The organism is Methylobacterium sp. E-046 (genome assembly GCF_022829625.1).
Classification (GTDB): Bacteria; Pseudomonadota; Alphaproteobacteria; order Rhizobiales; family Beijerinckiaceae; genus Methylobacterium; species Methylobacterium longum.
Genome location: NZ_JAKSYP010000022.1, coordinates 24,539 through 37,438, shown reverse-complemented (window position 1 = coordinate 37,438; position 12,900 = coordinate 24,539). Strand labels below are relative to the sequence as shown.

The 12,900-nt window shown below is 69.3% G+C and carries 11 protein-coding genes and 1 pseudogene; 10 read left to right on the top strand and 2 right to left on the bottom strand.

Annotated elements, in window-relative coordinates:
* A pseudogene (locus MKK82_RS01020) lies at nucleotides 1–187 on the top strand (hypothetical protein); the annotation flags it as partial.
* A gap of 13 nt (nucleotides 188–200) precedes the next feature.
* Here MKK82_RS01020 and MKK82_RS01015 read toward each other — a convergent pair.
* Together MKK82_RS01015 and MKK82_RS01010 are read right to left on the bottom strand one after the other, a co-directional pair.
* Nucleotides 201–917, bottom strand: coding sequence for a MarC family protein (locus MKK82_RS01015; RefSeq protein ID WP_238291959.1), 717 nt, complete (start codon nucleotides 915–917; stop codon nucleotides 201–203).
* Nucleotides 918–1,165: 248 nt separating this feature from the next.
* Nucleotides 1,166–1,900, bottom strand: coding sequence for a class I SAM-dependent methyltransferase (locus tag MKK82_RS01010; RefSeq protein ID WP_238291961.1), 735 nt, complete (start codon nucleotides 1,898–1,900; stop codon nucleotides 1,166–1,168).
* Nucleotides 1,901–2,039: 139 nt separating this feature from the next.
* On the opposite strand from MKK82_RS01010, the gene gloB reads away from it, so the two are divergent.
* The 9 genes from gloB to MKK82_RS00965 all read left to right on the top strand — a co-directional run bounded on the left by gloB (nucleotide 2,040) and on the right by MKK82_RS00965 (nucleotide 12,870).
* Nucleotides 2,040–2,816: a hydroxyacylglutathione hydrolase gene (gloB, locus tag MKK82_RS01005; protein ID WP_238291963.1), complete on the top strand. Its 777-nt coding sequence runs from the start codon at nucleotides 2,040–2,042 to the stop codon at nucleotides 2,814–2,816.
* A gap of 301 nt (nucleotides 2,817–3,117) precedes the next feature.
* Nucleotides 3,118–3,735 carry a TetR family transcriptional regulator gene (locus MKK82_RS01000; protein WP_238291964.1) on the top strand — a complete coding sequence of 206 codons (618 nt, stop codon included), beginning with the start codon at nucleotides 3,118–3,120 and terminating at the stop codon, nucleotides 3,733–3,735.
* A 401-nt stretch (nucleotides 3,736–4,136) separates the two neighbouring features.
* A complete protein-coding gene (mdh, locus tag MKK82_RS00995; RefSeq protein ID WP_238291967.1) occupies nucleotides 4,137–5,099 on the top strand; it encodes a malate dehydrogenase in 963 nt (320 codons plus the stop codon).
* 72 nt (nucleotides 5,100–5,171) lie between these two features.
* Nucleotides 5,172–6,368: an ADP-forming succinate--CoA ligase subunit beta gene (sucC, locus tag MKK82_RS00990; protein WP_238291969.1), complete on the top strand. Its 1,197-nt coding sequence runs from the start codon at nucleotides 5,172–5,174 to the stop codon at nucleotides 6,366–6,368.
* 2 nt (nucleotides 6,369–6,370) lie between these two features.
* Entirely contained in the window at nucleotides 6,371–7,255 is an 885-nt protein-coding gene (sucD, locus tag MKK82_RS00985; protein ID WP_238291970.1) for a succinate--CoA ligase subunit alpha, read from the top strand.
* A 172-nt stretch (nucleotides 7,256–7,427) separates the two neighbouring features.
* A complete protein-coding gene (locus tag MKK82_RS00980; RefSeq protein ID WP_238291972.1) occupies nucleotides 7,428–10,415 on the top strand; it encodes a 2-oxoglutarate dehydrogenase E1 component in 2,988 nt (995 codons plus the stop codon).
* A gap of 10 nt (nucleotides 10,416–10,425) precedes the next feature.
* Nucleotides 10,426–10,725, top strand: coding sequence for a YciI family protein (locus MKK82_RS00975; protein ID WP_238291974.1), 300 nt, complete (start codon nucleotides 10,426–10,428; stop codon nucleotides 10,723–10,725).
* A 47-nt stretch (nucleotides 10,726–10,772) separates the two neighbouring features.
* Nucleotides 10,773–12,107 (top strand): 2-oxoglutarate dehydrogenase complex dihydrolipoyllysine-residue succinyltransferase, encoded by a 1,335-nt coding sequence (odhB, locus tag MKK82_RS00970; protein WP_238291976.1) that lies wholly within the window; start codon nucleotides 10,773–10,775, stop codon nucleotides 12,105–12,107.
* Nucleotides 12,108–12,114: 7 nt separating this feature from the next.
* The gene (locus MKK82_RS00965) at nucleotides 12,115–12,870 is read left to right on the top strand and encodes an SDR family oxidoreductase (RefSeq protein ID WP_238292018.1); all 756 of its coding nucleotides are present in this window, start codon (nucleotides 12,115–12,117) and stop codon (nucleotides 12,868–12,870) included.
* Nucleotides 12,871–12,900: the final 30 nt, after the last annotated feature.

Here is a 12,900-nt window from a genome sequence, read left to right as displayed (position 1 = left end):
CGGGCATTCCGGCATCATCGTGGTGCTGCTCGGGATCGCCGCCGACGATGCCCGGGTCCCGGTGCGGGCCCGGCAGGCGCTGCTGGCACCCGCCTGGTACGGGGCCGCCCTGGCGGCCTTCCTGGCCCTGTACTACGTGGGCCATGCCGCGCTGTTCGGCGGCCTCGGCGCGATCCCGATCATCTGATCGCGCGCGACGCTCAGCCTCGCGCCGCCACGAGCGGCGCGAACACGTCCGTGAGTCCGTTGATCAGGATCTGCGTGCCGACGCACAGCAGGAGGAACGCGAACAGGCGCCCGGTCACCCGGGCCCGGGCCGGCCCGATGAGCGCCACCACCCGGTCGGCCGAGGCGTAGAGGAGGGCGACCGCCGCGGCGACCACCAGGGCGGCCAGCGTCACGCCGAGATAGAAGCCGAACCGCTCCGCGTAGGCCTCGGGGCGGTTCGCGCCCAGGGTGATGGCGACCGCGATCGTGCCCGGCCCCGTGGTGAACGGCAGGGTCAGAGGGAAGAACGCGATCTCCGCGAGGGGCCCGGGCGCCTGGTCCGGCTGCGGTTCCGACGGGGCCGGACCGCGTGCCGTGGAGCCGGACGCCTCGGCCTGCTTGCGCGCCTCCCGCGCCTCGGGCCGGTTGAGCTGGTTCCAGGCCGAGGACATCACCACCAAGCCGCCGGCGACGCGCAGCGCGCCGAGGGTGACGCCGAAGAAATTCAGGATCGGCGTGCCGGCCCAGAGGGCGCCGAGCATTACCAGGGCGGCGTAGACGCCGATGCGGCGCGACAGCAGCACCCGCTCGGCATGGCTGTAGGCGCTCGTCACCTGCGCGAAGATGAAGGCACCCCCGATCGGGTTCACGATCGAGATCAGGCCCGAGAGGGCGAGCAGGAACTGCTGGACGGTGAAGTCGATGCTCATCCGGGCATCGTACACGACAGGTCCGCCGGACGGCGTGTCGCGCCGGCTGCGACGATTCCCCTTGCCCCGCGGGTTCGTGGCCCCGGAGCGCCGCAGGCCCGCCCCGGTCCGGGATTTGCCGGCGCAGGCTGCCGGTCGTGCCGCGCCGTTCGGGATCGCGGCCCCCGCCGCGAAGTCCCCGAGCTGCCCGCCCAGGATGCGGCGCGACCGCGACCCCGATCTTCCGAATCCCTCCGCGCGCGCCGTGCTCAGCCCGGAGCGGGCGCCGGCACGAGGACCCGGGCGGGTGCGAGGCGGCGGGCGCGCCGCACCTGCTGGACCGCCACGGGGCGGTAGAGCTGCTTGGTCGCATCGACCACGTGCAGCCCCGCGAAGGGCAGGGCGAGGCTGCTGCCGAGGCGTTCCCAAGCGGGTCCGGTGCGCAGCATCAGCCGCGAGCGCACCGGCGGCATGTAGAGGGTCTCGGACCAGCTCACGGGTGAGAACAGGGTGTCGCGCATCAGGCGCGCCAGCTGCGACCGACTGTAGGGCTGGCCGTGACCGAAGGGCGTCGCCTCCCGGCGGGCCCAGACCCCGCGCCGGTTCGGCACCACCAGGATCATCCGGCCGCCCGGCGTCAGCGTCCGCCAGACCTCTTGGAGCAGCTCCGTCGGGCTCTCGACCGATTCGAGGGCGTGGACCAGGATGACCCGGTCGATGGCCGCCTCGGGCAGGGGCATCATCGTCGGATCGGCCAGCGCCGCGCAGGAGCGGCCGGTGCTCGGCCAGTTCACCACGCCCTGGGTCGCCGGCATGAAGGCCAGCGTGCGTTCCGCGATGCAGTGGACCGGGCCGAGATACGGAGTCGCGTAGCCGATCCCGAGCACGCGCAGGCCGGACACGGAACCCAGGAACTCATGGAGCGCCCGCCCGACGACGCGGTGCGTCGTGCGGCCCAGGGGGCTGGCATAGAAGGCCCGCAAGCCGTTGACGTCGAGACGCATGAAGGGACAAGACACCGGGGCCGAAACGTTCACCGTACTCAATGGTGAGCCAAGCTGCCCGCGGCAAGCGCCGAAGGAACCCGGCCCGACCGCCGCCGGTTCACGGCGACAGCTTTCGCGCTCAATGGGACCCACTCCGATGGCTGCCGAGACCGAGATCCGCACCTTTTTGTGCCGCAGCGACAATATCGGCGTCCTGGTCCGGGATCCGGCCACGGGAGCCTGCGCGGCGATCGACGTGCCGGACGCCGGCCCGGTCCTGAAGGCGCTCGACGAGACCGGCTGGCAGCTCACCGACATCCTCGTCACCCACCGCCACGGCGACCATGTCGAGGGGATCCCGGAGGTCAAGCGGGCCACCGGCGCCCGGGTCGTGGCGCCCGCCAAGGCGGGGGACGCCGTTCCTCAGGTGGACGTCACCGTCCGGGAGGGCGACACGGTGCGCGTGGGCGGCCTCGAAGCGCAGGTCTGGGAGACGCCCGGCCATTGCCTCGACCACGTCACCTATTGGTTCGCCCGGGCCGGGCTCGTCTGCGCCGGCGACACCCTGTTCACGCTGGGCTGTGGCCGGGTGATGGAGAGCCCGCCGGAGACGCTCTACCGATCGCTGCGCCGCTTCGACGACCTTCCCGACACGACCCGGGTGTTCAGCGGGCACGACTACGTACTCTCCAACGCCCGCTTTGCCCTGGCGGCCGATCCGGACAATCCGGAGCTCAAGGCGCGCTTCGCCGAGGCGGAGCGTGCGAAGGCGGAGGGGCGATTCCTGGTTCCGTCGACCATGGGCGAGGAGCGCGCGACCAATCCGTTCCTGCGCAGCGGGCTTCCGAGTCTGGCCCGATCGGTCGACATGCCGCCAGAAAGCGAGCCTGAAGCGGTGTTCGTCGCCTTAAGGGCGTGGAAGAACCGCTTCTGAGGCAGGTGATAACGAGAAAAATTTGTTGCCTTCTCAAGGCAAACTGACACATACGGGTTTTTAAGCGGTCTTAATCCGCTCAGGTCAAACGGGCTCCCGGGGGGAAGCCGTAACGTCAACGCGAAGCGCCGGGACGCTTCAGCCGGTATGATGGGGGTCCGTCTCGCCCTACCACCTGTCCACTTCCCGCCTTCCTCTTCCGTTCCATAAGCCAGAGCCTGCCGGGTCCAAGGAAGAGTCGCTCGCCGTCAAGGTCAAGCTTCCTGGAACCGACGACGCGGAGACCGGCCCGCTCGGCGACGTGGCCGGCCCCCAGCGCGCCCGTGCACCGGTCGCGGCGGACGTCCGGCTCCTCGGGATCGCCACCGAGCATCTCTCGCGCCTCGGGCCCAAACGCGTGACGGTCGTGGCCGTCGCGGCGGAAGCCGGCATGACGCACGCCAACGTCTACCGCTACTTCCCATCCAAGGATGCGCTGCTCGACGCCGTGGCGGGCCGCTGGCTCCGCGAGGTCGAGGCCCGGCTCGCCGGTATCGCCGACGCGCCCGATCCGGCCGACGACAAGATCGAGCGGCTCCTGACCGCCCTGGCCACCGTGCAGCGCGATGCGCTGGTCGACGAGCCGAACCTGTTCGCCGTCCACCTCGACGCCACCGTGTCGGCCCGGCCGATCGCCCGGCGGCACCGGGTGCGCCTGCGCAGTCTCGTCGAGCGCGTCGTCGAGGAGGGCATCACGTCCGGGATCTTCTCGGCGCGCGACCGGGAACGGGCGATCGCCTACATCTTCGACGCGAGCTACCGCTTCACGCACCCGCTGGCGATCCAGCACGATGCCGAGGTGCCGCGCGATCTGATCGAGGCCCGGTTCGGGGCCGTCATCCACGCCATTCAGCGGGTTCTGCGTTCCGGCGTTCTCTGAATCACCGCGCAGCCGATCGACCCGAGAGGCCCGGACATCCTGTCCGGGCCTCTCGCGTTTTCGGCCACCGGCTGGTCGGCTCAGCGACTTCCGGCGGGCGAAATGACAGCTTTTCGAATCTGTCATCCAAGCGTTGCCGCACCACAGGCTGTGGGTGCAGTGCACCTAAAACCCTCCCGACGTTGACGTTTCCAGACATCCGCCCGGGCCGTTCCGGGCCCGGCCGCGTGCCGGGGGTGACCCCTTCCCATCCGCCATCGGGTTGAAGCGGCGGTGCTTTTCGGCCACACAGCCGCGCAGATTTTCGAGCGGCGAATCCGGTTGCGGACCCAGGCTGACGCGCAGTTCCGGCATCGTCCCACGCATCATCGCAGTCGATACGCAGCGGAGACACATCCGACATGGCTCGCAACAAGATCGCGCTCATCGGTGCCGGCCAGATCGGCGGCACCCTGGCTCTTCTCGCTGGCCTCAAGGATCTCGGCGACGTCGTCCTGTTCGACATCGTCGACGGCGTGCCGCAGGGCAAGGCGCTGGACATCGCCGAGGCCGCGCCCGTCGAGGGGTTCGACGCGACCTACGCGGGCGCCAGCGACTATTCCGCCATCCAGGGCGCCGACGTGGTGATCGTCACCGCCGGCGTGCCGCGCAAGCCCGGCATGAGCCGTGACGACCTGATCGGCATCAACCTCAAGGTGATGCAGGCGGTGGGCGAGGGCATCAAGACCTACGCGCCCGACGCCTTCGTGATCTGCATCACCAACCCGCTCGACGCCATGGTGTGGGCGCTGCAGAAGTTCTCGGGGCTGCCCACCAACAAGATTGTCGGCATGGCCGGCGTGCTCGACTCCGCCCGCTTCCGCCACTTCCTCGCGGAGGAATTCAAGGTCTCGGTGGAGGACGTCACGGCCTTCGTGCTCGGCGGCCACGGCGACGACATGGTCCCGCTGACCCGCTACTCCACGGTCGCCGGCGTGCCCCTGACCGACTTGGTCAAGCTCGGCTGGACCACCCAGGAGAAGCTCGACGCCATGGTCGACCGCACCCGCAAGGGCGGCGGCGAGATCGTCAACCTGCTCAAGACCGGCTCGGCCTTCTACGCGCCCGCGGCTTCCGCCATCGCCATGGCGGAAAGCTACCTGCGCGACAAGAAGCGGGTCCTGCCCTGCGCGGCCTACCTCGACGGCCAGTACGGCGTGAAGGGCATGTTCATCGGCGTGCCGATCGTGATCGGCGCGAACGGCGTGGAGCGCGTCCTCGAGGTGACCTTCGACGCGGCCGAGAAGGCGATGTTCGAGAAGTCGGTCGCCTCGGTGACGAGCCTCATCGACGCCTGCAAAGGAGTCGACAGCAACCTCGCCTGAGGCCATTCGAAGCCGGGCGCGCCCATCCCGGCCCGCCCGCCCGAAGCCATCCGTTCGTCCGACGAGGTCCCGATGAACATCCACGAATACCAGGCCAAGGCCGTGCTGAAGGAGTTCGGCTTGCCGGTCTCCCGCGGCGTGGCGATCTTCAACCCGTCGGAGGCGGAGGCCGCCGCCAAGGAACTCGGCGGTCCGGTCTGGGTCGTGAAGAGCCAGATCCACGCGGGCGGCCGCGGCAAGGGGACCTTCAAGGGCGCGCCCGAGGGGGCCAAGGGCGGCGTACGCGTCACCAAGTCGATCGACGAGGTGAAGCAATATGCCGGCGAGATGCTCGGCCAGACGCTGGTGACGATCCAGACCGGGCCGGCCGGCAAGCAGGTCAACCGCCTCTACATCGAGGAAGGTGCCCAGATCGACGAGGAATTCTACCTCTCGATGCTGGTCGATCGCGTCACCGGCGGCGTCGCCTTCGTGGTCTCCACGGAAGGCGGCATGGATATCGAGGCCGTCGCCCACGATACGCCAGAGAAGATCCACACCATCGCGGTCGATCCGGCCACCGGCGTGATGCCCCATCACGGCCGCGCCGTCGCCAAGGCGCTCGGCCTCACCGGCGCCCAGGCCAAGGAAGCGGCCGCGCTGACGGAAAAGCTCTACGCGGCGTTCGTGTCCAAGGACATGAGCCTTCTGGAGATCAACCCGCTCGTGCTCACGGCCGACGGGCACCTCAAGTGCCTCGACGCCAAGATGGCCTTCGATTCGAACGCTCTTTACCGCCACCCCGACATCGTCGCGCTGCGGGACGAGACCGAGGAGGACGCCAAGGAGATCGAGGCGTCGAAGTATGACCTCGCCTACATCGCGCTCGACGGCACGATCGGCTGCATGGTCAACGGTGCCGGCCTCGCCATGGCGACCCTCGACATCATCAAGCTCTACGGCGAGGAGCCGGCGAACTTCCTCGATGTCGGCGGCGGCGCCTCCGAGGAGAAGGTCACGGCGGCGTTCAAGATCATCACCGCGGACCCGAACGTGAAGGGGATCCTCGTCAACATCTTCGGTGGGATCATGAAGTGCGACGTGATCGCCAACGGCGTGATCGCGGCCGTGAAGGCGGTGGGCCTCCAGGTGCCGCTGGTGGTGCGCCTCGAAGGCACCAACGTCGAGGAAGGCAAGGCCATCATCCGGAATTCGGGCCTCAACGTGATCCCGGCGGACGACCTCGACGACGCCGCCCAGAAGATCGTCGCCGCCGTGAAGGGAGCCTGATCATGTCGGTGATGATCGACGCCAGCACCAAGGTCATCTGCCAGGGCTTCACCGGCAAGAACGGGACCTTCCACTCCGAGCAGGCCATCGCGTACGGCACCAAGATGGTCGGCGGCACCTCGCCGGGTAAGGGCGGCTCGTCCCATCTCGGCCTGCCGGTGTTCGACACCGTCGCGGAGGCTCGCGAGGCGACGGGTGCCGAGGCCTCGGTGGTCTACGTGCCGCCGCCCGGCGCGGCGGACGCGATCTGCGAGGCGATCGCCGCCGAAGTCCCGCTGATCGTCTGCATCACGGAGGGCATCCCGGTCCTCGACATGGTGCGGGTGAAGCGGGCGCTCATCGGTTCGAAGTCGCGCCTCGTCGGGCCGAACTGCCCCGGCATCGTGACGGCGGGCGAATCGAAGATCGGCATCATGCCGGCCAACATCTTCCGGCCCGGCTCCGTCGGGATCGTGTCCCGGTCCGGCACCCTGACCTACGAGGCCGTGTTCCAAACCTCCAATGCCGGCCTCGGCCAGACGACGGCGGTGGGCATCGGCGGCGATCCTGTGAAGGGCACCGAGTTCATCGACGTGCTGGAGTTGTTCCTGGCCGACCCGAAGACCGAGTCGATCGTGATGATCGGCGAGATCGGCGGCTCGGCCGAGGAGGAGGCCGCGCAGTTCCTGAAGGACGAGGCTAAGCGCGGGCGCAGGAAGCCGATGGTCGGCTTCATCGCCGGCCGTACGGCGCCTCCGGGCCGCCGCATGGGCCATGCCGGCGCGATCATCTCGGGCGGCAAGGGCGGCGCCGAGGACAAGATCGCCGCCATGGAGGCCGCGGGCATCCGCGTGTCGCCGTCGCCGGCGCGACTGGGCTCGACCCTGGTCGAGGTCCTGAAGGGGTAAGGAGCCGCGCGCCTGCGTTGCGGCCATCGCAGGGCCGCAACGCCCATATCGGGTGTGCAGATCAACTCAGCGGGGCGGACACCCGCCCCGTTCCGGTTTGAAGGCGTTCCGCCGTGCTGACGGAAAGCCTGAAGGGCAGGGCAACCGGCCCGCGCGACAGGATGGACGCACCATGGCACGCCAGGACGTGAACGAAGCGCTCCTCGAAACCTCGTTCCTCTACGGCGCCAATGCCGCTTACATCGAGGAGTTGCAGGCGGCCTACGCCCGCAATCCCGCCTCGGTCGACCCCGCGTGGCAGGCCTTCTTCAAGGGCCTCGGCGAGGACGAGACCCTGGTCGAGAAGAACGCCGCCGGCGCCTCCTGGGAGAAGCCCAACTGGCCCGTGCCGCTCAACGGTGAGCTGGTCTCGGCGCTCGACGGCAACTGGGGCGCCCTAGAGAAGGCGCTCGGGGACAAGATCGTCGCCCGCGAGGCCAAGGAGCCGAAGCCCGGCAAGCCGCTGGACAGCGTCACCGCCACCACCGGCGTCTCGGTCGAGCAGGCCACCAAGGATTCCGTGCGGGCGATCATGCTGATCCGCTCCTACCGGATGCGCGGCCACCTGCACGCCAAGCTCGATCCCCTGGGGCTGGCACCGCGCGGCGACCACGAGGAATTGCACCCGCAGCATTACGGGTTCCAGGAGAGCGACTGGGACCGGCCGGTCTTCCTCGACAACGTGCTCGGCCTGGAGTTCGGCACGATCCGCGAGATCGTCGACATCCTGGAACGGACCTACTGCCAGACGCTCGGCGTCGAGTTCATGCACATCTCGGATCCCGCCGAGAAGGCCTGGATCCAGGAGCGCATCGAGGGCAAGGACAAGGAGATCTCCTTCACGCCCGAGGGTCGCCGAGCCATCCTCAACAAGCTGATCGAGGCCGAGGGCTTCGAGAAGTTCCTGGATCTCAAGTACACGGGCACCAAGCGCTTCGGCCTCGACGGCAGCGAGGCGATGATCCCTGCGCTGGAGCAGATCATCAAGCGCGGCGGCGCCCTCGGCGTGCGCGAGATCGTGCTCGGCATGGCCCATCGCGGCCGGCTCAACGTGCTCACCAACGTGATGGCGAAGCCCTTCCGGGCGGTGTTCCACGAGTTCAAGGGCGGCTCGGCCTCCCCGGCCGAGGTCGAGGGCTCGGGGGACGTGAAGTACCACCTGGGCGCTTCCTCGGACCGCGCCTTCGACGGCAACAACGTCCACCTGTCGCTCACCGCAAATCCGTCGCACCTGGAGATCGTCGATCCGGTGGTGCTGGGGAAGGTCCGCGCCAAGCAGGACCAGTGGGCGAAGCCCCACATCCAGCGGGCGAGCGTCCTGCCGCTGCTGATCCACGGCGACGCCGCCTTCGCGGGGCAGGGCGTCGTGGCCGAGTGCTTCGGCCTGTCGGGCCTCAAGGGCCACCGCACCGGCGGATCGGTGCACTTCATCATCAACAATCAGATCGGCTTCACCACCGATCCGCGTTTCTCGCGGTCGTCGCCTTACCCGTCGGACGTGGCCAAGATGGTCGAGGCGCCGATCTTCCACTGCAACGGCGACGATCCGGAGGCCGTGACCTTCGCCGCCAAGGTGGCGGTGGAGTACCGCCAGAAGTTCGGCAAGCCGGTCGTCATCGACATGCTGTGCTACCGCCGCTTCGGCCACAACGAGGGCGACGAGCCGGCCTTCACCCAGCCGAAGATGTACCAGCGGATCCGCAAGCATCCGTCGGTGCTGGAGAATTACGGGCGCAAGCTCGTCGAGAACGGTTCCGTGACCCAGGAGGCCCTGGACGCCCGCAAGGCCGAGTTCCGCGGCATGCTCGACACCGAGCTCGATGTCGCCAACAACTACAAGGCCAACAAGGCCGACTGGCTCGACGGCCGCTGGTCCGGCGTCAAGGCGGTCCACGAGGACGTGGACGATCCGCGCCGCGGTCGCACCGCCGTGCCGGCCGAGACGCTGCAGGAGATCGGGCGCAAGATCACGCAGGCGCCTCCCGGCTTCCACCTGCACCGCACGATCCAGCGGTTCATGGACAATCGCGCCAAGGCCGTGGAGACCGGCGCCGGCATCGACTGGGCGACCGCCGAGGCGCTGGCCTTCGGGGCGACGCTGCTGGACGGCAACCGCGTCCGGCTCTCCGGTCAGGACGTCGAGCGCGGCACCTTCTCGCAGCGCCACGCCGTCGTGATCGACCAGGAGAACGAGCAGCGCTACACGCCGCTGAACGCCATCCGCGAGGGCCAGGCCTCGATCGAGATCATCAACTCGATGCTCTCCGAGGAGGCGGTGCTGGGCTTCGAGTACGGCTACTCGCTGGCCGAGCCGAACGCGCTGGTCCTGTGGGAGGCGCAGTTCGGCGACTTCGCCAACGGCGCCCAGGTGGTGATCGACCAGTTCATCGCGAGCGGCGAGCGCAAGTGGCTGCGCATGTCCGGCCTCGTGCTGCTGCTGCCCCACGGCTACGAGGGGCAGGGGCCCGAGCACTCCTCCGCCCGACTGGAGCGCTACCTCCAGGCCTGCGCCGAGGACAACATGCAGGTCGCCAACGTCACGACCCCGGCGAACTACTTCCACATCCTGCGCCGGCAGCTGAAGCGCGACTTCCGCAAGCCGCTGGTGCTGATGACGCCGAAGTCGCTGCTGCGCCACAAGCGCGCCGTCTCGAACCTCGACGCCCTGGCGGAGGGCTCGACCTTCCACCGCGTCCTCTGGGACGATGCCGAGGAGGAGGGCGCGCAGAACAAGCTGGTGCGCGACGACAAGATCCGTCGCGTCGTGCTCTGCTCCGGCAAGGTCTACTACGACCTCCTGGAGGAGCGGGAGAAGCGCGGTCTCAACGACATCTACCTGATGCGCGTCGAGCAGCTCTACCCGTTCCCGCTCAAGGCGCTGGCCAACGAGATGGCCCGCTTCCGCAACGCCGACGTGATCTGGTGCCAGGAGGAGCCCAAGAACATGGGGGCGTGGTCCTTCGTCGAGCCCTATCTGGAATGGGTGCTCGGCCAGGCCGGCTCCGCGGTGAAGCGCGCCCGCTACGTCGGCCGTCCGGCCTCCGCCTCCACGGCGGTCGGCCAGATGTCGAAGCACCAAGCTCAGCTCCAGGCCTTCCTCAACGAGGCCCTGGCGGTCTGATCATCCGGCCATGGCCTACTTCCTGCTCCGCCTGGACCCGCCGCGCCCGAGCTTCCCGTTCGACGCGACGGAGGCCGAGATGGCGCTGTTCTCGGCCCATTCCGGGTACTGGATGGCGCAGGCGGAGGCCGGAACCGCCATCGCGGTCGGACCCGTCTTCGAATCCGGCGGCACCTGGGGCTTGGCCCTGGTCGAGGCCGCCGACGCGGCCCAGGCCGAGGCCCTCGGCGAAGCGGATCCGGTCCTGATGGCGCAGGTAGGCTTCCGGTACACCGTCTCGCCCGTTCCATCCTTGATCCTGCGGCGCTGACGTCGCGGCCCGACATCCAGAGGAGGCCCCCCGCGGGGCAACAGAGCATGGCAACCGACATCCTCGTCCCGACCCTCGGCGAATCCGTGAGCGAGGCCACCATCGGCCGCTGGTTCAAGAAGCCCGGCGACCCGGTCGCGGCCGACGAGCCGATCGTCGAGCTCGAGACCGACAAGGTGACCTTGGAGGTCAACGCTCCGGCGGCCGGCCAACTCGGCGAGATCCTGGTCAAGGACGGGGAGACCGTGGAACCGGGCGCCCTGCTCGGCTCGATCGTCGAGGCCGGTGCCGGCGGCGGCACGGCCAAGAAGGCCGCCCCGAAGGAGGTCCCGAAGGAAGCCGCCGAGACCAAGGCCGAGAGCCGGAGCGAGGCTCCCAAATCCGCGACGCCCGCCAAGGCCGAGGCGCCGGCCCAGGAATCCTCCGCCGGCTACGGCAATCACGGCGATGCCGCGGCTCCGGCGGCCCAGCAGCGCCCGGCCGGCGACAATGGCCCCGCGGTGGCCAAGCTCGCCCGCGAGACCGGCGTCGACCCGTCGGGCGTCAACGGCTCCGGCAAGGACGGTCGCGTGACCAAGGGCGACATGCTCGGGGCCATCGCCAAGGGGCCGGCGCCCGCCGCCGCCCCCGCTCGGGAGGCCCGGCCGACCCTGCCGCGCGCGCCCTCGGCTCCGGATGACGCCGCGCGCGAGGAGCGCGTGCGGATGACGAAGCTCCGCCAGACCATCGCGCGCCGCCTCAAGGACGCGCAGGACACCGCGGCGATGCTGACGACGTTCAACGACGTCGACATGTCCGCCGTGATGGCCATGCGCAGCCAGTACAAGGACATCTTCGAGAAGAAGCACGGCACCAAGCTCGGCTTCATGGGCTTCTTCACCAAGGCGGTGATCGGCGCCCTGAAGGATGTGCCGGCGGTCAACGCCGAGATCGACGGGCAGGACCTCGTCTACAAGAACTACTATCACATCGGCATCGCGGTCGGGACCGATAAGGGCCTCGTCGTGCCGGTGGTCCGCGACGCCGACGACCTGTCGATCGCGGGCATCGAGAAGAAGATCGCCGGCTTCGGCAAGAAGGCCCGCGACGGCAAGCTCTCCATCGAGGAGATGCAGGGCGGCACCTTCACGATCACCAACGGTGGCATCTACGGCTCGCTGATGTCGACGCCGATCCTCAACGCGCCGCAATCCGGCATCCTCGGCATGCACCGCATTGAGGAGCGGCCGGTGGTCCGCGCCGGCAAGATCGAGGCTCGGCCGATGATGTACCTCGCACTGTCGTACGACCATCGCATCGTCGACGGTAAGGAGGCCGTGACCTTCCTGGTGCGGGTCAAGGAGGCGCTGGAGGATCCGGCGCGGCTCGTGCTGGACCTGTGAGGCCATGATGTCGGACGCTGAGAACAGGGTCGCGGTCGTCACCGGCGGCAGCCGCGGCATCGGCCGGGCGGTGGCGCTGCTCCTCGCGGAGCGCGGCTACGCGGTCTGCCTGAGCTACGTGTCGGATGCCGCCGCAGCACACGGCGTGGTCGACACGATCACCGCCGGTGGTGGTCGCGCGCTCGCCGTGAAGAGCGATGTCGGCAGCGAGGCCGACGTCATCGCCCTGTTCCGGGCGGCCGACGGGCTCGGGCGGCTCGCGGCGCTGGTCAACAACGCCGGCGTGGTGGACGTGAAATCCGACGTTGCCGACATGAGCGCGGCCCGGCTTCAGCGGATGATGACCACCAACGTGGTCGGCAGCTTCCTGTGCGCCCGCGAGGCGGTCCAACGCATGTCGACCAAGCGAGGCGGGGGCGGCGGCGCGATCGTCAACCTGTCCTCCGTGGCGGCGCGCCTCGGCGGCCCCGGGCAGTTCGTGGACTACGCCGCCTCGAAGGGAGCGATCGACTCGCTGACGATCGGGCTCTCTCGCGAAGTCGCCGGAGAGGGCATCCGCGTCAACGCGGTGGCGCCCGGCATCATCGCCACCGAGATCCATGCCAGCGGCGGCGAGCCCGACCGGGTGGAGCGTCTCGGCCCCGGCGTCCCGATGGGCCGGGCCGGCACCGCCGAGGAGGTCGCCGCGCCGATCGTGTGGCTCCTCTCGGAGGAGGCCTCCTACACCACGGGCGCCATCCTCGACATCGGCGGCGGCCGCTGAGGCCGCAACCGATCCGACATTCCCTGCCCG